At 65.8% G+C, this 21,359-nt stretch carries 25 protein-coding genes and 3 pseudogenes; 19 read left to right on the forward strand and 9 right to left on the reverse strand.

Features of this window, described 5'->3' with window-relative positions; genetic code table 11:
• The 3 genes and pseudogenes from OO54_RS24795 to OO54_RS45150 all read left to right on the forward strand — a co-directional run.
• Nucleotides 1-1,553, forward strand: a 1,553-nt coding sequence (locus OO54_RS24795; RefSeq protein ID WP_033206706.1) for an RICIN domain-containing protein, incomplete at its 5' end; no start/stop codon positions are given.
• A 149-nt stretch (nt 1,554-1,702) separates the two neighbouring features.
• A pseudogene (locus OO54_RS45145) lies at nt 1,703-1,882 on the forward strand (IS1380 family transposase); the annotation flags it as partial.
• Nucleotides 1,883-1,887: 5 nt separating this feature from the next.
• The gene (locus tag OO54_RS45150; RefSeq protein ID WP_033206707.1) at nt 1,888-2,100 is read left to right on the forward strand and encodes a hypothetical protein; all 213 of its coding nucleotides are present in this window, start codon (nt 1,888-1,890) and stop codon (nt 2,098-2,100) included.
• On the opposite strand, the pseudogene OO54_RS43805 reads toward OO54_RS45150, so the two are convergent.
• A pseudogene (locus OO54_RS43805) lies at nt 2,010-2,344 on the reverse strand (IS3 family transposase); the annotation flags it as partial. The gene OO54_RS45150 and the pseudogene OO54_RS43805 sit on opposite strands and share 91 nt — an antisense overlap.
• Between OO54_RS43805 and OO54_RS24805 the strand changes: the two are divergent.
• Nucleotides 2,345-2,713, forward strand: a pseudogene (locus OO54_RS24805) (tyrosine-type recombinase/integrase); the annotation flags it as partial.
• Nucleotides 2,714-3,252: 539 nt separating this feature from the next.
• Here the strand turns inward: OO54_RS24805 and OO54_RS43810 are convergent.
• From OO54_RS43810 to OO54_RS24815, 4 genes are all read right to left on the reverse strand, one after another.
• The gene (locus OO54_RS43810; protein ID WP_106970093.1) at nt 3,253-3,990 is read right to left on the reverse strand and encodes an HNH endonuclease; all 738 of its coding nucleotides are present in this window, start codon (nt 3,988-3,990) and stop codon (nt 3,253-3,255) included.
• Nucleotides 3,987-5,489 (reverse strand): AAA family ATPase, encoded by a 1,503-nt coding sequence (locus OO54_RS43815; RefSeq protein WP_078905330.1) that lies wholly within the window; start codon nt 5,487-5,489, stop codon nt 3,987-3,989. The genes OO54_RS43810 and OO54_RS43815 overlap by 4 nt, the downstream gene beginning before the upstream one ends.
• A 580-nt stretch (nt 5,490-6,069) precedes the next feature.
• A complete protein-coding gene (locus OO54_RS24810) occupies nt 6,070-6,762 on the reverse strand; it encodes an HAD family hydrolase (protein WP_078905331.1) in 693 nt (230 codons plus the stop codon).
• Complete coding sequence (locus tag OO54_RS24815) at nt 6,749-7,615, reverse strand: GntR family transcriptional regulator (protein WP_033206709.1); 867 nt, start codon at nt 7,613-7,615, stop codon at nt 6,749-6,751. The genes OO54_RS24810 and OO54_RS24815 overlap by 14 nt, the downstream gene beginning before the upstream one ends.
• Nucleotides 7,616-7,767: 152 nt before the next feature.
• Between OO54_RS24815 and OO54_RS24820 the strand changes: the two genes are divergently transcribed.
• The 13 genes from OO54_RS24820 (at nt 7,768) to OO54_RS24870 (ending at nt 15,883) form a co-directional block, all read left to right on the forward strand.
• Entirely contained in the window at nt 7,768-8,100 is a 333-nt protein-coding gene (locus OO54_RS24820) for an SCO3933 family regulatory protein (RefSeq protein ID WP_033206710.1), read from the forward strand.
• Between the two features lie 2 nt (nt 8,101-8,102).
• The gene (locus OO54_RS24825; RefSeq protein ID WP_033206712.1) at nt 8,103-9,455 is read left to right on the forward strand and encodes an FtsK/SpoIIIE domain-containing protein; all 1,353 of its coding nucleotides are present in this window, start codon (nt 8,103-8,105) and stop codon (nt 9,453-9,455) included.
• 82 nt (nt 9,456-9,537) lie between these two features.
• Nucleotides 9,538-10,227, forward strand: a complete 690-nt coding sequence (locus OO54_RS24830; RefSeq protein ID WP_033206714.1) for a DUF2637 domain-containing protein — start codon at nt 9,538-9,540, stop codon at nt 10,225-10,227.
• A gap of 19 nt (nt 10,228-10,246) precedes the next feature.
• Nucleotides 10,247-10,423 (forward strand): hypothetical protein, encoded by a 177-nt coding sequence (locus OO54_RS46465; RefSeq protein WP_167348151.1) that lies wholly within the window; start codon nt 10,247-10,249, stop codon nt 10,421-10,423.
• Nucleotides 10,424-10,429: 6 nt separating this feature from the next.
• A complete protein-coding gene (locus tag OO54_RS24835; protein ID WP_033206716.1) occupies nt 10,430-10,618 on the forward strand; it encodes a mobile element transfer protein in 189 nt (62 codons plus the stop codon).
• Between the two features lie 19 nt (nt 10,619-10,637).
• The gene (locus OO54_RS45155; RefSeq protein WP_106970094.1) at nt 10,638-10,796 is read left to right on the forward strand and encodes a hypothetical protein; all 159 of its coding nucleotides are present in this window, start codon (nt 10,638-10,640) and stop codon (nt 10,794-10,796) included.
• Nucleotides 10,797-10,808: 12 nt separating this feature from the next.
• Nucleotides 10,809-11,126, forward strand: a complete 318-nt coding sequence (locus tag OO54_RS24840) for a hypothetical protein (RefSeq protein WP_033206718.1) — start codon at nt 10,809-10,811, stop codon at nt 11,124-11,126.
• Between the two features lie 5 nt (nt 11,127-11,131).
• A complete protein-coding gene (locus tag OO54_RS24845; RefSeq protein WP_033206838.1) occupies nt 11,132-11,683 on the forward strand; it encodes a GGDEF domain-containing protein in 552 nt (183 codons plus the stop codon).
• A gap of 95 nt (nt 11,684-11,778) precedes the next feature.
• Nucleotides 11,779-11,961 carry a hypothetical protein gene (locus tag OO54_RS24850; RefSeq protein ID WP_033206720.1) on the forward strand — a complete coding sequence of 61 codons (183 nt, stop codon included), beginning with the start codon at nt 11,779-11,781 and terminating at the stop codon, nt 11,959-11,961.
• 5 nt (nt 11,962-11,966) lie between these two features.
• Nucleotides 11,967-13,370 carry a replication initiator protein RepSA gene (gene repSA, locus OO54_RS24855; protein WP_033206840.1) on the forward strand — a complete coding sequence of 468 codons (1,404 nt, stop codon included), beginning with the start codon at nt 11,967-11,969 and terminating at the stop codon, nt 13,368-13,370.
• An 11-nt stretch (nt 13,371-13,381) separates the two neighbouring features.
• Complete coding sequence (locus OO54_RS24860; RefSeq protein ID WP_033206841.1) at nt 13,382-13,552, forward strand: helix-turn-helix transcriptional regulator; 171 nt, start codon at nt 13,382-13,384, stop codon at nt 13,550-13,552.
• Nucleotides 13,549-14,922 (forward strand): tyrosine-type recombinase/integrase, encoded by a 1,374-nt coding sequence (locus OO54_RS24865; RefSeq protein WP_033206722.1) that lies wholly within the window; start codon nt 13,549-13,551, stop codon nt 14,920-14,922. Before OO54_RS24860 ends, OO54_RS24865 begins: the two co-directional genes overlap by 4 nt.
• A gap of 73 nt (nt 14,923-14,995) precedes the next feature.
• On the forward strand, nt 14,996-15,883 hold the full coding sequence (locus tag OO54_RS24870) for a nuclease-related domain-containing protein (protein WP_033206725.1): 888 nt from the start codon (nt 14,996-14,998) through the stop codon (nt 15,881-15,883).
• Nucleotides 15,884-16,530: 647 nt separating this feature from the next.
• On the opposite strand, the gene OO54_RS43820 is transcribed toward OO54_RS24870, so the two are convergent.
• The gene (locus OO54_RS43820) at nt 16,531-17,277 is read right to left on the reverse strand and encodes an HNH endonuclease (RefSeq protein ID WP_078905332.1); all 747 of its coding nucleotides are present in this window, start codon (nt 17,275-17,277) and stop codon (nt 16,531-16,533) included.
• Nucleotides 17,278-17,286: 9 nt separating this feature from the next.
• Nucleotides 17,287-18,564, reverse strand: coding sequence for an AAA family ATPase (locus tag OO54_RS43060; RefSeq protein WP_033206727.1), 1,278 nt, complete (start codon nt 18,562-18,564; stop codon nt 17,287-17,289).
• A gap of 470 nt (nt 18,565-19,034) precedes the next feature.
• On the opposite strand from OO54_RS43060, the gene OO54_RS24880 reads away from it, so the two are divergent.
• Together OO54_RS24880 and OO54_RS24885 are read left to right on the forward strand one after the other, a co-directional pair.
• On the forward strand, nt 19,035-19,481 hold the full coding sequence (locus tag OO54_RS24880) for a GntR family transcriptional regulator (protein ID WP_033206730.1): 447 nt from the start codon (nt 19,035-19,037) through the stop codon (nt 19,479-19,481).
• An 11-nt stretch (nt 19,482-19,492) separates the two neighbouring features.
• Nucleotides 19,493-20,062, forward strand: coding sequence for an HD domain-containing protein (locus OO54_RS24885; protein ID WP_200146663.1), 570 nt, complete (start codon nt 19,493-19,495; stop codon nt 20,060-20,062).
• On the opposite strand, the gene OO54_RS24890 is transcribed toward OO54_RS24885, so the two are convergent.
• Both OO54_RS24890 and OO54_RS24895 read right to left on the reverse strand, forming a co-directional pair.
• Nucleotides 20,050-20,523, reverse strand: a complete 474-nt coding sequence (locus OO54_RS24890; RefSeq protein WP_033206734.1) for an NUDIX hydrolase — start codon at nt 20,521-20,523, stop codon at nt 20,050-20,052. The genes OO54_RS24885 and OO54_RS24890 overlap by 13 nt on opposite strands.
• On the reverse strand, nt 20,520-21,290 hold the full coding sequence (locus OO54_RS24895; protein WP_033206737.1) for a helix-turn-helix domain-containing protein: 771 nt from the start codon (nt 21,288-21,290) through the stop codon (nt 20,520-20,522). The genes OO54_RS24890 and OO54_RS24895 overlap by 4 nt, the downstream gene beginning before the upstream one ends.
• Nucleotides 21,291-21,359 lie beyond the last annotated feature (69 nt).

The following is a 21,359-nucleotide window of genomic DNA, read 5'->3' on the forward strand; positions in this document are numbered from 1 at the left end:
ACCCCTTCGTCGCCGAGCTCGGCCTGCGCTCGCCGATCGACATGAAGTTCGGCCCGGACGGCGCGATGTACGTCGCCGAATGGGGCATCGGCTACTCGCCCTCCAACACCGACGACGGCATCTACCGGATCGACTACGTCGCCGGCAACCGCACTCCGCTGGTCAAGGCGAGCGCCACCCCCGACACCGGACAGGCCCCGCTGCAGGTCACCTTCTCCTCCGACGGCACCGCCGACCCGGACGCCGGCGACGTGCTCACCTACGCGTGGGACTTCGGTGACGGATCCACCGGAACCGGACCGAACCCCACGCACACCTACACCGCCAACGGCACCTACACCGCCCGCCTGACGGTCACCGACAGCGGCGGCAAGTCGGCCGGCGTGAACGTACCGATCATCGTCGGCAACACCCGCCCCACGGTCACCTTCACCACCCCGGTCAACGGCCGTGTCTTCTCCTTCGGCGACACCATCACCTACCAGATCAGCGTGACCGACCCCGAGGACGGGACCGTCGACTGCTCCAGGGTCGCGGTGACCGTCGCACTCGGCCACGACAGCCACGCCCACGACACCGGCCAGTACACCGGCTGCAGCGGGTCCATCCCCACCGGCAGCTCCGGCCACGACGCCACCGCCAACACCTATCTCGTGCTGTCGGCCGCCTACACCGACGACGACGGTCTGCAGGGCACCACGACCGTGGTCCTCCAGCCGCGCCTCAAGCAGGCCGAGTACTTCACCGCCCAGTCCGGCATCCGGGTCGTCGAGCAGAGCGGTGCCCAGAACGGCAAGCGCGTCGGTGACATCTCGGACGGCGACTGGATCTCCTTCAAGCCGCTGAACCTGACCGGCGTCGAGTCGGCCACCTTCCGGGTATCGGCCCCCTCCGACACCGGCGGCTCGATCGAACTCCGGTCCGGCTCGCCGACCGGCGCGCTGATCGCCACGAGCCCCGTCCCGTCCACCGGCGGCTGGGACAACTACGTCGACCTGACCCCCGTCGCGGTCACCGACACCGCCACAACCCAGACCGTGTACGTGGTCTTCCGGGCACCGTCGGCGGACTCCTTCGACCTGGACGCGATCACCTTCAACGCGCCCGGGACCGGGTGGACCGCCCCGGTGAGCGGCAACACCTACACCGTGACCAGCGAGCACAGCGGCAAGCGGATGGACGTGCGGAGCGGATCGACCGCCGACGGAGCGGCCGTCATCCAGTGGACGGCGAACGGCGGCACCAACCAGCAGTGGCAGCTGACCGACGCGGGCAGCGGCGCCTTCACCCTCACCGCGCAGCACAGCAACAAGTGCCTGGACCTGCTCTCCACGAACGACGCCAACGTCCAGCAGTGGACGTGCGTGGCCGGTGCGTCGGACCAGAAGTGGGAACTCCAGCCGGCCGGGCTCGGCGCCTACCGGATCGTCTCGGTCCTCAGCGGAAAATGCCTGACCATTCCCCAGGCCTCCACCGCTGGCGACATCCAGCTGACCCACGAGACCTGCAGCACCACCGCGGCCCACCAGAAGTGGAGGTTCGGCCAGGTCTAACCCCAACGCCGTTCAGTTGACCTCGCCGTTTCACCTGGCGTGAGACCGGTTGCTGGCCGGGAACGCGAAAGTGCCTTCTGAACTGGGACGATGAACCTTGCTGAGGGGTTCTGTCGGTCCAGGCGGAAGGCACTTTCCGCGTGCGGGGTATGGTTCGCGTCCCAAGCGCCATGTCTCCGCTGACGGCACGGGGAGGGGTCGGTCATGCCGGGGCACGGCTACTGGCCGATCTCGCCGATGCCACCGGGCTGACCAGCCCGTACTCCACCGCGTTGGGACCGCTTCGGCCACGCGGCACTGGCCATGACCCGGGCCGGATCGCCATCGACGGGACTTGACCCTCGTCGGCGAAGGCCTGACTGCGGCACTGGGCCCCGTGATCGCTGTGGAAAACGACGCCGGCGAGGCTGCCGCGGGTCCGTTCGGCCGTATGCAGGGCATCGATGACGAGGCCGGCCCGATCGTCTTCATGACCCGGGCGCCGCGCTTGTGGTTCACCACCTCGCCGTTCTCCCGGAGCTCGACGGTGATCCTGGGAACGCCGTAGGTGCCGTCCGAGGCCCGGTGAACCGTGCGTATCCGGGCAGCGAGCTGCGCGTCGGCGACCTGGCGGGCCGCCCTCACGGCCGCTGTTCCACGCCAGTAGGAGAAGCTGGAGCGGGCGATGCCGAGGGTGGTGCACAGCCGCTTCACGCCGTAGCGGCGCTGGTGACCGGCGACGAACTGGAAGCGGTTCACCAGCGCGTCTCCCCGGCGAAATACTTCGCCGCCTTGCGCAGGATCTCGCGTTCCTCCCGCCCGAGCTCGTCAGCCTGTGGCGAGAGAGCATCGACACCTTCGGCACCGCGGACGGTGGCCGCCTGTTCTTCAACGAGAAGGGCGGCATCGTGGGCTCCAGCAGGTACGACCGCGCCTGGCACGAGGCTCGCGAACTCGCCCTCCCGCCGGACCTGGTGGCGTCACCTTTTGCCGCCCGCCGCTACGACCTGCGGCACTCGGCTCTGTCCACCTGGCTGAACGCCGGTGTCGATCCCGCCGAGGTCGCCGAACGGGCGGGCAACAGCGTCGAGGTCCTCATGACCCGGTACGCGAAGTGTCTCCATGGGCGTCAGGCCCTCGCGAACAGGCGCATCGACGCACTTCCGGACGAATACGGCTGAGGGGCCGTCACGCTCTCAGTGAGCGTCCCGCAGATGTCCCGCCCGGGCCGGTTTCGAGGTGTCTGAAACGTCTCACCTGGTAGGCGGGTTGAGGTAAAAGTGCAGGTCACAGGCGTTTGGGCAAACGGAAGCCGGGAAGTGCAACGGCCACATGGGCCGTGTGCGTTCCGGCATCGACAAAGAAGCCCCTGACCTGCATAAATGCAGTTCAGGGGCTTCTTTGGCACTTCTCGCGAAGTGCCCCCGGCAGGATTCGAACCTGCGCACACGGCTCCGGAGGGCGCGTGTGATCCAGGCATCGCCGCTGCTCAGGGTGCTGTAAGGGCATCGGTATGGGCCCGCAGTCCACGGATAGGCCGCGTCTGGGTACCTATACCAGCAGGACCCCCGGGCCAGATCCATCCCGCTGGTGAATGTGATTGCGTAGTGATTTCCTATCATTTCAGCCTTCGTGGCACGACGTGGCTCATGGTTTTACGCGTGCATCGATCTACGCATGTCGAACCCTGGCGACAGGGCGAGAGATTTGGCCGGGAAAGTCAATTAGCCCATTTGCTCCCGAATGGAGCCCCTTCCTGCATCTCCTTGAGGGCGCTTAGCACCTCATTCTCGAAGATTATCGGAGCGCCAGGGCTATCGACCCTTCTGATCATGACGTAAAGAACATCAGCGAAAGGCTGGACCAGCAAGGACTCAAGAACCTCGCGGGCGTCATCCGTATGTCCATTCTTTATCTGTGCGGACCAGTCTCTGAGCATAGACTTACACCTTACGTATGCCTTGGCTCGCCCGCGCTCAAGAGTGGGCCGCCAGAGCCCAAATACGCGGATAGTCTCCCCGCCCTTTGGCGTTAGGCCGGTGTACTCACCCGTGGGTAGGGTCAGCGATATGTGATCGTATGGATCCTCTTTGGTGGGGTTCACAAGGAGGCACGATCCGTCAGTGCCGCAAGGGTACTGATCTCTTTTTTCATTACTATTGCAGTGCGAGCAGGCGAGGAGGTGATTTTCCCAAAGAAATGCCGAGAGTGGGTCCTTTGCTATTGGTTTGAAGTGATCAATATCCGTTCCCTGATTTTCTCCGCAATACATGCACCGTTCATATCCGGCAGCCATCGAAGAGAGCTGCCCCTTAAGATCCCTGCGAATAGTCTTGGCTGTTTTCCATGCCTTTCTTGTGATTGTCGAGTCGGCCGCACTGTTTGACAGGAGAGTCGACTTAGCGTCGAGTCTCTTCTTCAGTGAGGCCGAGATTTCTGGACGCTCAAGTGGAATCAAATTCTCCTCCCGAGGCGCCCGGCAACCTCATCCACGCGTGCTTCCAATGAGCTCGTGAGGGTTCCGCTTAGTTCCTTATATTGCCGGATCTCTGACTGGCTGGCGGTGCCGGAGAAGACTTTTCCTTCAAGGTCAACTAGCCGGATTCGCATATTTTCCGCCTCGCTCGAATAGGGAGTGTCGAGGCCGAAAAGCTCCGAAAGGATGGCATCGTCACCGCTTCCGTAAACGATCCGCTTATAGAGTCCCTCGCTGACGACTTCTGGAGCGGACTCCTCTCGCAACCCTGGCAGGCGGATCAAGCCGCCCGGATCAGCGGATTGGCAGATATAAGGGCTGTGTGTCGTGACGATGAATTGGATCTTGGGGAAATGGGACTTGAGCCATTCGCCGATTCTTTGCTGCCAGCTCACGTGTAGATGGGCATCGATCTCATCGATCAAAATTACGCCCGGAACATGCATTGCAAGACCGTTCTTGGAACGCCTTGGCCTTAGAGTCCCGTAGAATCCGTGCAACTGCCGCACGATGTCTAGGACTAGTGCGGTCACTGTCCTATAGCCATCGCTCATTTCGCGTAGCGGGAAAGCTCTTCCTGAACTCTTAACCCAAAGCCCAGAGGATCGCACTCGTGCGATGCTGTAATCGTCTGGAAGGAGTCCATCGGAAAGGAGGTCTAGGACCGTCTTGAGTAGTCGATCGACACCTTTTTCATTTTCCAGACTTCTCAGATAAAGGCCGACGAGCCATGAGACGCCTTCCCCTAGGGATGCGTCCTCATGGAAGAGCGTGGAGAATCGATCTGCGACTGAAGCGGGGTCTGTTGGGCTGATTACTCCAGATGCAGTAGTTCTAGGGTCCGGGATCTCGGATGAGAGCCTGCGGAATGGCCCGTACCCCGCCGCAAACCAGTTCTTCGTCGGGAAAACTCCCCTTTCTAGATCCTCTTCTGATTCGTCGGATCGCAACTCTTGGGCCCACTCTGCTGAAAACTTAACCATTCGCTGTCGCCCGGATCCCACGGTAACTTGGGGGGGAGGGATGGAAATGGTGACGTTTCCATGTGTGCCAGGTTTCTCGGGAAGCCCTCTCAGGTTGATATCGTCGAGGTCTCCGCGGTCAAGAAAAAGATCTGCTGAAATCCTTCCGATGGCTTCCTCGTCGAAGGAAGACCTCCACGCCGAATACCTAGGTGTGATTGCATTTGCGGTATTCGGATCTGCGGTCAGGGCCAAGGCGATACAGCGCAGAAGCGATGTCTTTCCCGATCCGTTACGGCCAGCTATTACAGTCCAGCCTGCGTGCCTTCCGCCCGGTCGCATAAAGTCCAGGTCGACGCTTCTGGTGCCTGCGAAGCCTCGAATGTTGTCGACTTTTATCCTTGAGACGTAAATCTTGACCTCCGACTCTGCTGAGTGCCTTAGAGGTGCCTCGGCGACTGTGCACTCAGCCCCATGTTGTTGCAGTGAGCGTACTGCGTAGGCGTCTTCCACGTGCATGACGACTCTCTTGGTCTAGCTAGTGTTGACCTGTGACATAGATGCCCGGTGTCCGCCGGCCAAGGTGATGGAGATGGGTGTCAGGGCAGGAGGTCCGTGGGGATGCTGCCCCGCAGATGCTGCACTTCACCCATCCCCCAACTCCCATCCCGTCTGCCGTCGACCCACACACCGTGGAGCAGGCGCGGTGCCGGGCGTCCAGGTGGAGCGCCCAACTGGACGAACGACCTGGACGCCCGGTGCCGTGTCTGCTCGGCTCTGCCTGGGTCGACGGCAGACGGGATGGGAGCCCCCACCGCCACACCCCACCGGCCGGCACACGCCCACGGACCTCCTCCATCCCGGAGCCTGAGCGCCCCCGCCGGAGGCATCGTCTTGAGCCGCACTCGCATACCGCCTCGGCCGCCCCGGGGTTCGTCACCCATCAACCCAAGCCGTCAGGCGTGCGGACGGCGGCCGGGCTGGAGCGGGGCGTAGACAGGAGCGCAGGCCCGGGCGACGGGCCGCGCGCGCCGCGCCGTGCGCGGCGGGTGCCTTGATGAGGTAGAGAAATCTGTAACAGCTCCCTCTCTGCCCTCGGTTACGCCATGGTGAGTGCGTCTGCGATGGCCTGCATGTCCTCGGTGATCACGTCAGCCTGCGCTTCGGCGAACTGGTCCGCCTTGTGTGGCTTGTTGGCGTAGCCGATCACGGTTGCTCCGGCTGCATGGGCCGCCTGGATGTCGGTGAGCGAATCGCCAATCAGCGTGCAGCTCGTAACGTCGATGTTCATCTGCTCGGCTGCCGTGATGAGCGGGAACGGGTTCGGCTTCATCAGGTGCGGCTGCTCGGAGGGGCGACCCACGATCTTCGTGACGTACTCGTCCAGGCCGTGGAGCTCCAGGAAGACCCGCACGCATTCGGCAGAGTTGTTACTCACCACGGCGACGCCCCGGCCGGCCGAACGCGCCGCCTGAAGTGCTTCCGCTGCTCCTCGCGTCGGCTGACCTGCCACCGCGACGGCCCGGACCTCGGCGGCCGTGAGAGCCTGCTCGATCTTCTGCCCCAGTTCGGTGTCTGCCTCGTGTGCGACGCGCAGGACCTCGATCGGGTCGTCCGTCTCGGCGGCCTTCGCGCCCGCAGCTTCATCCTGCCGGGAGAGAAGAGCGGTCAGCTCCTGTGCAACCTCGGGTGCCGGCAGTCCCGCGAACACGTCGCACACTGGCCCGTCGAAGTCGAAGAGGATGACGCGGGCGTTCGCCAGGGTCTCGGTGAGCAGATCAGCGTGCGTCAAGGTCGAAGTCCCTTCCGATGGTCTCCCAGACACTGTCGAACCACATCCGGGCTTGTTGGACTTGCTGGGCTCCGCCGGAGGACTCGCCGTCGTTGACCGAGTGATGGAACAGGACGGTGTCCTTGCCCACCAAGTCGTAGATCTCGATCGTCTCGCCCTGGGCGACGACCTTGTTGGGGCGGATCGGGTAGTACCCGAAGAACGCGTCCTCGTTGTTGACCACGTAGAGCTTGAAGAACTGCGTGCCGCTGTGGACGCGGACGTTGATGCTGGTCTCGGCGACCAGGCCCAGGTGCCCAAGCTCGGTGATGGCGTCCCGGATGCTGCGGGTGTATCCGACCATGATGTCGTGCATGCGGTCACGGAGCCGTTTGTCGTCAGCCCCGTCTTCCATGCGCACGGGTGCGGCCTGCGGTACGGCCATGTCTGGGACGAGTATCCGCATGGTGATGCTCGACGGTGTCAGCCTGCCGATCCGGATCTTGTCGAGTGGCTCTTGAAGCGCGCCGTGCAGGGTCTCGCTGGAGAACCCGGCGAAGTCGATCGTGACGTGGTCCTTAGCGAATGCCTGCTCGACGTACGGGCGAAGGCCCGCCGGCCGCTCTGTCCGGTTGCGGACGTAGACGCCGCTGCCCTTGCGGGAGACCACGAGCCCTTCGTCTTCGAGGTCGCGCAGCGCGCGCTGGATCGTCGCCCGCGCGAATCCGTAGCGCTCCGTCAGCTCCTTGTGGGACGGGAGCTTCTCGCCCGGCGCCAGGCGCCTGGTCCGGATGGCTGCGCCCAGGCTGCTGGCCACCTGCTCGTACGGGGCTCGGTCGTCGTCTGGGTCGAGGGGCTCGGGGACAAAGGTCATGAGTCGATCGTAGGCGACTGAGCTGGGGCCAGGACAGTCATGGCAGTCATGTCGTTGACATGGCTAGCCATCTCCTTTAACTTCGAGATGTGACCAACCGGGTTAGCCAAGTTGGTCATCTAGTCCCTTCCTGTATCTCGAAGGAGAAACTCATGCCGTCGTTCAAGGTGGACACGTCGACCGCCGTGGTGTTCGTGGCCACGGCTCCCACGCCGAAGCTCGTGAGCAAGCAGACCGGTGAGCGCGCCATGGACCGGGAGACGGGCGCCGGCCTCTCCACGGTCGGGCTGCTGATCTCGGACGAGGGAGAGGGCAACCTCTACCAGGTCACCGTCCCCGAGACCGGCCTCCCCGACGGGCTCGCCCCGGGCATGCCGGTGTCGGTGATCGGGCTGAAGGCGCGGGACTGGGAGAACACGTTCAACGGCCAGACCCGGCACGGCATTTCGTTCCGCGCCGTCGCCGTGACCCCGATGGGGGCCTGACCATGACGGACATCGCGACGTTATGGGAGGTCGGCCTCCCGCTCGCCGGAGCCGCGGGCGGTCTTGGTTACGCGAAGGCTCGTGCGCCGCGTGTGTTCTGGTCGCTGGTGGGTCTGCCGGTGGCGACCACGCGGTTCGCGGTGACGTACCGGTCGACGATGGACGTGTGCGGGCTGACGGTGCAGCCCTCCCGCTTCCGGGCGTTCGTGGTCCGTAACCTGGCCCGCCGCCCCGACGTCCAGCCCGTGCCGCCGAAGGTCCGCCGCTTCCGGGTCACCTCGACCGGCCTGCGGGTCACGCTGCGGCTCCCCGCCGGTCTGGAACCGGCTGACGTGATGGCGGCCTCCGAGCGGCTGCGGCACGCCTGGGGCGTCCACTCCGTCAACCTCATCGAGACCAAGCCCGGGTTCGTCGAGCTGCGCATGACCGGCTACGACGTCCTCCGGAAGGTCCGGATGCCCCGCCGCCGGGTTCCCTCCGGCCCGATGACCGTGCCGGTCGCGCTGCGGGAGAACGGCACCGCGTTCGTCCGGGACTACCTGAAGGTCCCGCACGCGCTGACCCTCGGCGCGAACCAGTCGGGCAAGTCGATGTACCAGCGGAACCTGGTCGCCGGGCTGGCCCGGCTGCCGGTGGCCCTGGTCGGTATCGACTGCAAGCGCGGGGTGGAACAGCGCGGCTACGCGCCGCGCCTCTCTGCCCTCGCGATCACCCCCGAGGAGGCGGACGGCCTGCTGGAGGTGCTGGTCGGGGAGATGGAAGAGCGTTTCGACCTGCTCAGCGAACACGGGGTCGGTGACATCTGGGCCCTGCCCGACGAGATGCGGCCGGCCCCGGTGGTGGTCCTGGTCGACGAGGTCGCCGAGCTGTTCCTCGTCGCGACGAGGAAGGACGAGGAACGCCGGGACCGGATGGTCACCCAGCTGATCCGGCTGGGGCAGATGGCCCGTGCGGCGGGCATGTTCCTGGAGGTGTGCGGGCAGCGGTTCGGCTCCGACCTCGGCAAGGGCGCCACCGCCCTGCGAGCCCAGTTGACCGGCAGGGTCGTGCACCGGGTCAACGACAAGCAGACCGCCGAAATGGGCGTCGGCGACATCGCCCCGGACGCCGTGGTCACCGTGCTGACCATCCCGCCGGACCGGCCCGGCGTCGCGGTCGCCGGGGACACCTCCGGCGGCTGGTCCCGCATCCGCACCCCCGCCCTCACCGCCGCCGAAGCCGCGGCGATCTGCGCCGAGTACGCGCACCTGACCCCGGACCTTCCCGCGCTCGCGGACTACCGCCCGGTCGTCCCGGCCTCCGGCGTCGCTGCGGAGCCGGTACCGCTCGTGAAGCCGAGTCCGGCCACCGCCTAGCGCACCTCCCCCTTTCTCGGTCGGCGTGACCGTCTCACGCCAGGTCCCTACCCGACCCATGCCCGAAAGGAGGTGACCCCTCATGTCCCGCAACCTCCGCCTCGACGCCGTCCTGATCCAGGCCGTGATCGCCGGTGCACTGTCCTTCGCCCACCTGCACGACCTGGCGGCCGCAGCCGGTCAGGACGGCTGGAAGGCGTGGGCCTATCCGGTCTCCGTCGACCTGCTCCTGGTCGCCGCCTGGCGCCGGATGCGCGCCAACAGTGCCAACCGCGATGCCTGGCTGTGGTTCGCCATCGCCCTCATCGCCTCGCTGGGCGCCAACGTGGCCACCGCCGGACTCCTCGACATGAACCATGTCCCCGACTGGCTGCGCATCCTCGTCGCTGGATGGCCCGCCCTCGCCTTCCTCGGCGGCACCCTCCTCGCCCACGCACCCCACCCCACACCCGAACCCGACCCCACCTTCATGCCGGAGCCCGACCCTGCGGTCGACCTCATCGTCGAACGTGCCCCGGAACCGGCACCCGAGCTCCCGCCGGCCGAACCACCCATGGACGTTCAGGCGGAACCTGCCCCGCAGGAAGAGCAGCCCGCGCCTGCTCCCTCGGTACCTGCCGTGGCGGTGCCGCCCGCTCTCCTGGCCCACGCCCAGAAGATCGCGGACGCCCACCGGGCCCAGACCGGTGCCCCGATCGACGCGGAGACCCTCCGCACCCGCCACGGCATGCCCGCCGCCCTGGCGGACTCCATCGCGCTCCAGCTCGCCTGACCCCAAGAGGAGACCGCTCATGCGTCCGTCCATCCGCTCCGCCCTCGAACGCTCTGCGGAGCTGACCCGCAGCAATCAGTTCGTGGAAGCCGTCGCCCTTGCGGAGGCCGCGTTCAACCGGGCCACCGATGACGAACTCTCCGAAATCCGGCAGTGGCTCAACGACCACACGAACGACTTCGTCGGAAAGGTCTGACCGGCCATGCGACCGAACCGCTTCCACCACGTGACCCGGATCGGCCCGATGCAGATCGGCACCCACCGCGACGGCCGGGGCCGGACCAAGCACACCGCCGTGTGCACGGCCCCCGGCTGCGACTTCTCCGCCGACTACCACACCCGCGCCGCCGCCGAACTCGCCGCCCGCACCCACCGCTGCAACCCCCGCTGACCCGAAGGAGAACCGCGTCATGGACGTCCCGCTCTGGCTCGCCCTGATCGTCGTCGGCGGCCTCGGCATCAAACTCATCCGCCCGCCCTGGTGGCTCGTCGCCGTCCTCCTCCTCGGCGGCTACCTCCTCGCCGACAGCCTCCTCGCCCCGCTCATCGACACCACGATCACCAAGTAGGGAGACCCCGTCATGCTCCGACCGCACGTCCCGGTCAACCCGCTCCCGACCGGCCACACCATCCCCCTCCTCAAGCCCACCACGGCCGCCAACATCGAGCCCACCACCCCCACCGTCCCGGCCCCGGCGCCGGTCGCCCCGGCCCGTACCTCGGTCCAGCTCACCCCCGGCAGCGCGCTCGCCCTCGCCGCCGGCGGTGGCGCGGTCGTCCTGGTCGTCGGCGCCGTCCTGGTCTCGATGCTCCTCACCGTCGCCATCACGGGCGTCTCGATCGCGGTCGTGGCGGTCGTGCTGCGGCTGCTCGTCCGCGACATGCAGAAGGGCCGGTGACCGACATGGACACCCAGACCCTCGCCGCCGCCGGGTTACCGGCCCTGGGCTGGGCCCTGCACGGCGGACTGCTCCTGCGCCGTCTGGCCACCGCCCGCCGCGACCCCCTCACCGGCCTCCACACCCGCGCCGGATGGACCACCCGCGCCGAACACCTCATCGCCAAGCACCCGAACGCGCTCGTGGTCCTGGTCGACCTGGACGACTTCAAGGCCGTCAACGACACCCACGGCCACGCCGCCGGCGACACCGTCCTCACCACCACCGCCCAGCGGCTGAACGACTGGTGCGGACGCCACGGGATCGCCGCCCGCCTCGGCGGAGACGAGTTCGCCGCCATCGTCGCCGACCCCGCCCACACCGCCGGCCTCTTCGCGCTGCGGGCCGCACTTGCGGAGCCGGTCACGCACAACCGGCGAACCCTGCGGGTCTCCGCCTCCGTCGGCCACTGCCACCGCGACCAGCTCCCGGTCCCGCTCCTGACCGACGCCCTGTCCGCCGCCGACGCGTCGATGTACGCGGACAAGGGTCACGGCAGGCGCAACAACACACGCTGAGCGGCCCCCGGGACGGCCTCGGTCGCCAAACTTCCGCCGCCCCGGGCGCCTTCAACCCACTCCAGATCCAACGGACCCGAAAGGGAGCACTCATCATGTCCCAGACCACCCTGCCCGCGCGCGTCTGCCGCGACTGCGACGGCTTCGCCACCGTCCACATCACCACCGGCACCCTCACCGCCGACGGGCAGCGCCGCACCCTCCCCGCCACCTGCCTGGCCTGCCAGGGCACCGGCACCCGCACCGCCCCGGCCTCCCTCGCCCGCGCGGGGAAGTGACCGTCTTGACCGACGCCGCCCTCCAGGCGGGCCTGGACCCGGCCACCCTGAGCGACCTGCTCCGGATGGCCGGGTCTCCCGGCTTCGACCGCCTCACCGAACAACTCCGCCGCACCGGCGGCTGCACCGCCCCCATCCGCCTCACCGGCGGCACCAAGACCCTCGACCCGGCCACCAAGACCGTCCTCCATGCCTACAACACCGACGCCGAACCCGGCGGTGTCCTGCGCGTCGCCTGCGGCAACCGGCGGGCCTCCCGCTGCCCCTCCTGCGCCTGGACCTACGCCGGAGACACCTACCACCTCATCCGTGCCGGACTCGTCGGCAACCCCGACAAGGGAACCCCGGAGACCATCCGGGACCACCCCCGGGTCTTCGCCACCCTGACCGCCCCGTCCTTCGGCCCGGTCCACAACCGGCCCGGCGATCGCCCCTGCCGCTGCGGCACCCGCCACCCCGAAGACGCTCCGGAGCTCGGCACCCCGCTCGAACCATCTGCGTACGACTACGCCGGGGCGGTGCTGTGGAACAACCACGCCTCGGAGCTGTGGCGGTACTTCACGATCTACCTCCGCCGCGAGATCGCCGCCCGCGCCGGCCTCACCCAGAAAGCCGCCCGCGAACAGTCCCGCGTCTCCTTCGGCAAGGTCGCCGAGTACCAAAAGCGCGGCGCCGTCCACTTCCACGCCGTCATCCGCTTCGACGGCCCCCAAGGGCCCCACACCCCGCCCCCGGCCTGGGCCACCCTCGACCTCCTCACCAACGCCATCCACGCCGCCGCCACCCGCGCCCAGGTCACCGTCCCCGCCGCCCCCGCGCACGGCGTCGACCAGGACCTCACGCTCACCTGGGGCACCCAGCTCGACGTCCAGCCCATCGGCGCCTTCGGCCACGGCGAAGAACTCACCGAACAGGCCGTCGCCGCCTACGTCGCCAAGTACGCCACCAAAGCCGCCGAAACGACCGGCTCCGTCGACCATCGCGTCGGCAACAAGGAAGCCCTCGTCCTCCTCGACGTCCCCGACCACCCCCGGCGCCTGATGGAAGCCTGCATGGACCTCGACGCCGCCTACCCGGACCGGCGCCTCCGGGCCTGGGCGCACATGCTCGGCTTCCGCGGCCACTTCTCCACCAAATCCCGCGCCTACTCCACCACCCTCGGCGCCTTACGCCAGGTCCGCGCCGACTACCGCGCCCACCAGCAACGCACCGCCCTCGGCCTGCCCGACCCCGACGAACACCCAGAGTCCACCCTCCTCGTCGTCGCCCACTGGTCCTACGCCGGCCACGGCACCACCCCGGGCGAGTCCTGGCTCGCCGCCAACATCCGCCGCGACCTCCAGCACAACCGCGAACACGCCCGAGAACTCCGCGCCGAACTCGAAGTCCAGGGGGATGAACTGCTGTGAAGGATGAGCTGATGACCGTGCCGCAGATCCTCGCTGCTCTGGGTGGGGTCTCGCGACGCACCTTCTACCGCTGGCGGGAGTTGGGGCATGCGCCGGCCGCGTTCAAGCTCCCCAACGGAGAGCTTCGAGTGTGGCGGAGTGACTTCGACACCTGGCTCCGCGGACTGGAGACGGCCGCGTGAAGTCACTCGATGTGAAGGTCTGGAGCGTCCGTAAACGGGACACCAAAACGCCCTCGTACGGGGTCCGCTGGTCTGTGGCGGGCAACGTCTCCTCCGAGTCGTTCCGTACCAAGGCGCTCGCAGATCACTACCGCACGAAGCTCATGCGAGCGATGCGGGACGGCGAAGAGTTCGATACGGAGTCCGGCCTCCCTGCCTCGATGGAGGAGAAGAAGTCCGCCATATCGTGGTACGAATTCGCCCTCAGGTACCTGGCGATGAAGTGGCCTCATGCCGCCCCCAATACGCGAGACGGCATCAACGAATCGCTGACCAGCGTCACTGTGGAACTCCTTGGCGACCGCCCCGGACGGCCGGCTGATGAGTTGATCCGTAGAGCGCTGCGGAACTGGGCTTTCGTGCTTCCGGGGCCTGCCGAGCGGGAAGCGCCGGACGAGGTGAAGAACATCCTGCACTGGGTGTCCAAGGCGTCTCGGCCGCTCGCTGATCTTGCCGAGCCCGCAACGGCTCGTGCGGTGCTGGATGCCTTGAAGATCAAGCTCGACGGGACGGCGGCCGCTGCGGAAACCGTGCGGCGTAAGCGGCGCACCCTCGTGAATGCAGCGAACTACGCGGTGGACCTGGGAGAGCTCCGGGAGAATCCGATCACGGCCGTTCGCTGGCAAAAGCCGAAGGTGTCCAACCAGGTCGACCCCCGCGTCGTCGCCAACCCGGAGCAGGCTCGTAATCTCCTGACGGCTGTTTCCTACATCGGCGGGTACCGGCGGGCTCGCGGTCGTCGTCTCGTCGGCTTCTTCGCCGCAATGTACTTCGGAGGCCTTCGCCCGGCAGAGGCCGTGGGCCTGGCCGAGACGGATCTCGTCCTTCCTGAGCAAGGGTGGGGATCGGCCCTTCTGCATCGCACGCGACCGTCAGCCGGCAAGCAGTGGACTGATTCGGGGGAGACCCATGACGACCGTGGGCTGAAGAACCGGCCGACCGAGGACGTCCGGCGGGTGCCCATTCCGCCGCATCTGGTCGCCGTTCTTCGTGAGCATCTGACCGTCTTCGGCACTGCGGACGACGGTCGGCTGTTCTTCAGCGAGAAGGGCAGGGTGGTCCCCTCCTCGACCTACTACCGCGTCTGGCAGGAGGCCCGGCTCCTCGCGCTTCCGCCGGCGGTCGCTGCCTCGCCTCTCGCGAGTCGGCCTTACGACCTCCGCCACTCGGCGCTGTCGACCTGGCTCAATGCCGGTGTCGACCCGACCGAGGTGGCCGAGCGCGCCGGTAACAGCGTGGAGGTCCTGCTGACCCGTTACGCGAAGTGCCTCGACGGGCGCCAGGACGTCGCCAACCGGCGTATCGAGGACCTCCTGCGCGAATACGAGTGAGCACCCTGCACCCCCCTTGAGGCTCCGGGCATCTTGTCCGGGGCCTCTCTCGTTTTGAGCCCCAGCCGCTGCGATGCTTCGAGCCGGGAGCGGACGAGGGGGACTTGTGGAGCTGAAGGTCACGCGCTGGAAGCGGTACGGACATGATCGCCTGTACGCGAATCTGCCCGATGGCACTGCGGTCGGTTGGGCAGACGTGAGGACGGGGGACATCACCGTCCTGGCCGCTGAGTATCGCGACGACGTGATCGCCGTGCTGACGCACCACTTACAGGACGTCCGCGAGTCGGTGTCATCGCAGGAAGCATCCGCGGCTGACGATCGCCCGACGCTGCCGCCTCTGCTGCCGGCCGACGACCTGTCCACGAACCGTCCCGGAGAGGCCATCCGTGACCTGCTCGGCAGATCCGGCCCGGGGTTCATTGAGCGAGTCGTCTCACAGCTCCTGCGGCGCCCCACCGAGTGGGACTCGTGGCGGAAGGGACTGGCGGGGGAGAAGCGGGTGGGAGCCGAGCTGAACCGCTTGGCGCGTCACGGATGGCGGGTTCTGCATGCCATTCCCTTGGCCAACCGCGTGGACGTCGATCACTTACTGATCGGGCCTGGAGGGGTGTTCAGCATCAATACGAAGCACCACCACAACAAGGCGGTATGGGTCGGCGACGATGCCGTGAAGGTCAATCACGGAAAGCCGGCGCTTTACGTGCGCAAGAGCCGGGCTGAGGCCAAGCGCGTGGTCCGGGTGCTTGAGCACTACTGCGGCTTTCCCGTACCGGTCGAGCCGGTCCTCGTCTTCGTCGGTGTCACGGATCTCAAGGTGGTCGCCACGCAGCTCGACGTCCGGGTGTACCAGGAGCGCCAAGTAGCGGCTCTGGCGCCGCTCTCAGGGGCACTGACGGCTGAGCAGGTCGAGCAGGTGTACAGCGTCGCTCGCCATCGTCAGGCATGGAGTCAGGCGTGAGCCGTGCCCTTCAACGTGCCCGCCGGCGCTGTCCTCTCCCGGACCCCACCTGCGGCGATTCCCCAAGATCCCGTCCACGCCTCGTCCACGGACCTCGACATACGGCGGCTCAGAGCGGCACACGCCTGCACATACAACAAGACCCCGGTCTCAGCGTTTCCGCTGATCACGGGGTCTGTGTGGCACTTCTGCGAAGTGCCCCCGGCAGGATTCGAACCTGCGCACACGGCTCCGGAGGGCATGGCGCGAAGAGAGCCGGTATGACCTCTGACCTGCGCGGGAGCTGCAGGGCCCTAATGCGTCAGGCGATCTCACTCGCCACTCACTCGCAAGCACGGTTGGGGCATCCGCTAGCACGGCGGGCCGTCGAGGCGAAGGGGGTAGCTTCTGGCCGCACTATTTGGACGCATCCACCGGCATACGATGCCGACCCCAGCGCGCCCTGCTTCCGGCTGTCCGATCAACCCTTCACGGACTTTCGTAGGTGTTCGTGCGGTGGTTCCGCGTGGGTGTGTGGATGCAGGCGAACGATTGCGTCCCCCGCGATCAAGAAAGTGCCCACCGCATGGCCGCCCTTCTTCTCGAAACGCGAGCCGGCATTTGAGCGGCCATCTGAGCGAGTATCAGCTCTCCAGGGAGACTACTTCTTAGCGCGCAACAGGGAGCTGAGACCGAAAGGACTCGGTAGCAAATCTTCGCCATGCTGATTGATGCTCTGACCTCATCACGGAGAATCTCTCCTCTGACCTGCCTTCACGGAATGCGAACCAACCCGATATTCCGTATTCGTCTTCTCGGACCTCCCGAACGAGCTTCTGGAGTGAATTACGATCAGCTTTCGCTTCAAGCAAGACGTCGACCGCTTCGTAATAGCGGGTGACTACACGGCGACGCCCCTCAACAACGGCCTCATGGTTTACGCAGGAGAAGACATCGACCGTCGCATCACCTTTCGGGTCGAAATCATCATCCAGGAACCGAGCGGAAAGGTAGCCATTTTTCGTATCCAGGATCAGATGGGCCCATGGATCTTCTCTAGTGGGATCTATGAGTAGCGGGTTTCCCGCGGCGTCGACAGGAAATCTCGCCGACTTCCTTCGATTGCATTCAGGGCAGATCATGATGAAGTTCTTCCAGGTGAGCGCCAGGGTGTAATCGACCGCGATGGGGGTGAAGTGGTCGACATCTGCAGACCTGGAATCACAGCAGTACACACAACGCTGACGCAGTCCGTTCATCGCCTTGAGTGCTTCAATTACGGGGCGGCTCTTTGCCGACCTTCGATATCGATCCCATTCCTTTCGGGCGGACTCCTTGTCGAGCAATCCTTTTCGTCGAACCGCAAGCTCGCAGCGAGCCTGAATATCGATTTGAATGCGGTGAATCCGCCTCATTCTTCGACATCACTCCGATTCGACAAAAAGGGAGAGCTGCTCCAGCTCATCTGACTCTTGAAGGGTGATCTTTCCGGCGATCTGCTTTGCTCTCAGTCGAGAGTGCCTCACATTTGCGGCCACAGCCTTTGGTGACCGCGTATGGCTCATCCCGAAGGCCGGTGTGAGAAGAATCTGGTCGGGCTTGCCTGCGACGATCCTCATGAAATCAGGTTCGTCCAATTGGAACGGCGGCCCACCCCCCGGCTGAGGCATGTGATAGATGCGCCCCCGATCAGCCGCCTGACACACAAGAGGGCTATGGGTTGTAACTATGAACTGCACGTGGGGAAAATGCCTTTTGAGCCAGAATCCGATCTCGCGTTGCCATGCTGGGTGGAGGTGAGAATCCACTTCATCGATGATGACAACACCAGGCCGGTCGATATAGATCGTGCCGTCCTCTGCGCGCTTGGTCAGGTCAGTGGATCCGTACACGTCGACCATGTGGCGGAAGATATCGATTAGCATGGCCAGAGCGGAGCGATATCCTTCGCTCATATCAGATAGTGGCATCCTTCGACCGGCCATATCCTTCAACCAAATGCCTTCTGAATTTACCTCGCTGACCGCCATTCCTTGGCGAAGGAAGTTGTCATTGAGAAGTTCCAGGAGGCTTTCGAGTGCCGCCTTTTCTGACTCCTGCTGTTCAAGCTTTTTGTAGTTGAGCTGCTTGACCCATTGCTCACATTCAGCGAGGGTCGCATCCTCCTTGAAAAGGGTAGCGAAGCGTGGGACTCGACCCGGAATTACCATGAGGCGTTGGGCGTCCGGCGAACTACCGTAGAGGCGCCTGAAGGGCCCATACCCGAGCGCGAACCACCCTTGAGTGCCTGGGGACCAAGGGCCGTTAAACGCACCCTTCTTCTTGTTTCGGTAAACATCCACGGAGGAGATGCCCCAGGCGCCTGCCTCGCGGGAGAACCCAATCTCAGCCCAAAACGTATTCTGGACCGGCGATCCACCTTTGGCAGTTCTGTCATATTCCTTGAATGGCTTCACCTCCACAGAGATGGAGCCTGCGGGATGCCCCTCAGTCACCCATCCCCTGGTGTCCGCCAGCAGCACACGAGAATCGTCAGGCCCGAGAAGCGCCATGCAAATCGACTTCAGCAGCGCGGTCTTGCCCGAGCCGTTATCGCCGGTAATAACTGCCCAACCGCTATGCTCACCATCATGGCCGCTGAAATCAAGATCAGCGTTCTCGAATCCCTTGATGTTATTTAGGACTACTCTCTCGATGTACACGGCCGTCCTTAAAGGGTCAGCCACGCCGCTTCTGGCCACGGACGCGGATCTGCGAGCAGCATAGAGACCTACTGAGGGTCAGGGCAGTAGGTCACCAGGGCCGGAGGTGGCAGAGCATGGAGTCCTCAGGCGCCACGCGTTCACATGGCGAGGTTCGGGCTCGCCATCTACGAAGTACGGCCGCGCTCAGTCTCCTGCGGTGCTGCGAGGCGACGTAGCCGACCCGAGCGGCGGGCCGGCGCCGAACCGACCTTAAGGTGCTGGCGCCTGAGCTGAAGCGGGGCATAGAGGCAGCCGCAGGTCCTGGGCTTCCCACCAGACGCGCCCGACCGCGGGACCGCTCCCGGCAAGGTGGAGGCTCGATCGCCACGGTTGGAGCTTAAGGGCCGGCACCGACATTTTCAGTGGAGCCGCATCATCGCGTCTGTCCGAGCATGCGACCCTCAGTGGAGACTGAGAAGGGAGTCAATGTGACGGAGGCGAGCCCTCGCGGAACGTACCTGGTCATCGCAACGTCGATTCGCACGGAGATCGAAAGGGGAGCGATCGCCGATGTCCTACCGTCCGAGGCCGCTCTAATGCGATCGCGGAACGTCTCGCGCAACACCGTCCGGCGGGCCCTGAAAGTTCTAGAGTCCGAGGGGGTTGTGGAGTCCTCACCCGGTGTTGGTTGGCGAGTCCGGACTGAGGCTGCCCGTCGACCGCTCATTGATCGGATGATGGACGTCATCGCGGAGGACTCTCTAGGTGTGAGCGACGCTTACCCGTCCGAGTCAAAGCTCTGCGAACGCTTCGGAGCGTCTCGCACGGCAGTGCGGCGTGCTCTCGCCCAGATGGAGGGGAACGGCGTGCTCGAAACCGTTCACGGCAAGGGGCGCACCGTTCGCGCCCTCCCGCCCTCGCCCCAGCAGCCGTAGCCTTGGCGCTCATGGGGCTTACTGAGTGGGCGTACTCGCTCTCCGAATCGATGTTGTCCGAGCCGCTGCCGCGTCGTTGGGCGCACTCCCTCGGCGTGGCCAAGCGGGCTCGGTCTCTGAGCCCGATCCTCGGCGCCGACGCCGAGCTGCTGGAGGCCGCGGCCGTTCTGCACGACGTCGGGTACTCGCCGGCCATTGCAACCACAGGCTTCCACCCGCTCGACGGGGCCCGGTTCCTTCGGGACCAGGAGGGCGCCGACGAGCGGGTGGTGCGGCTCGTGGCGCATCACTCCTGTGCGCTCCTGGAAGCCGAGGAGCGTGGGCTCCGACATGAGCTTGAGACTGAGTTCGAGCTTGAGCGGCCCGAGTTGGTGGACGCGCTGATCGTCTCCGACATGACGACGACGCCCGACGGTGCGCACACCACCCCGGTCGCCCGGCTGGACGAGATCGTGCAGCGGTACGGGCCGGACACCATCGTGGGGCGGTTCATTCAGCGCGCGGCGCCCGAGATCTACGCCGCCAACGAGCGGGTGGAGCGCCGGATGGCCAGCGCCACGGCCGGCGCTCAGCCGAGGTAGGGCTCCCGCCGCGACTCGTCCAGGCCGTGCCGGATGCGCAGCCTCATGGACGGGTGGATGTCCAGGTCATCGAGGTCCGCTGGGTTCACCCAGCGGACCTCCTTTGATTCGCTGCTGGTGCGGAGGGATCCGCCGACCGGATGGGCCCGGAAGCAGATGGAGAACTGCTGGCGGACCTCTCCGTCGTCGTACGCCAGGACGTGGTCCGGGTCCGTGTAGAGGCCGACGATGTTGTCCACCTCCACCTCGATCCCCGTCTCCTCCCTGACCTCCCGGACCGCGGTGTCGCCGATTCGTTCGCCGATGTCGTGGCCTCCGCCCGGGAGGGCCCACAGGTCGTTGTCGGTCTTGTGGATGAGGAGGAGTCGCCCCTCGTCGTCGCGTACGACGACCGTCACGGATGGCACCACCGAGTTGGCCTTTGGGGCGGCGGGGTCGCGGAAGTAGTCGATACGGCTCATGCGTCTGAGCCTCCCAAATCAGTGGGTGAGGTGATGGGGCGGGCGCTCTCCCAGACCCGCTCGATGCTCTCGGCGTAGGCGTCGAAGAGCTCGCCGCCGGCCACCCGCTGGATGTGCAGCACCGGCGCCATGTACGCGCCGACACCGTACAGGTGCCCGTTCGCGAGCATCTGGTCATCCGCGCGATAGAGGGAGTTGTAGAGCGTGGTGGAGTGGAGGCGGAACTCCACGCCGGGGAGTCCGAAGAGTGGCGCATAGTTGACCAGGGCATTTCGGATCTTGCCTGCCATGGCCCCGCCGATCCCCTCGTCGGCTCCGCGCACCGCCACCGCAGCTGAGTTGGGGTCGCCGAGCATGAACCGTACCGGGATGCCAGCGGCCGACTTCTCCTTGACGACTTGGTGGAAAGCCGCGTCCTCAGTGAGCCAGAACCCTGAGTAGACCAGGACGTCGAAGGACCGCTGAGCGCCGGCGTAGAGCTGCGTCCAGAGCCGGTTCGGCACGACCGAGCGGTGGGGGTAGAGCTTGATCAGCTCGGCGTTGCCCGCCTCGGTGACCTCTGCGGACGTCCGTTCCTCGGGCCATAAGTAAGACATCTCGCGTTGGAGGAGCGAGGCCGTCGCGTACTTGAATCGACGGTACGGCTGGCGCTTGGGGCCGTTGATCCAGCGCTCCACTGTCTTCGCCGACACCCCGAGCCGCTCGGCGACCTGATCGAGCGTCATGCCGCTCTCGATGATGGCGCCGCGCAGTCGTTCGTTGGCCATGCCGCACTCTCCCACCCGCGGGACGACTTGGGACGACTTCACCGTAGCCAAGTCGTCCCGAAGCCGTAC

Origin of the sequence: Streptomyces wedmorensis (assembly GCF_000716445.1) — a bacterium.
GTDB classification, from domain to species: domain Bacteria; phylum Actinomycetota; class Actinomycetes; order Streptomycetales; family Streptomycetaceae; genus Streptomyces; species Streptomyces wedmorensis.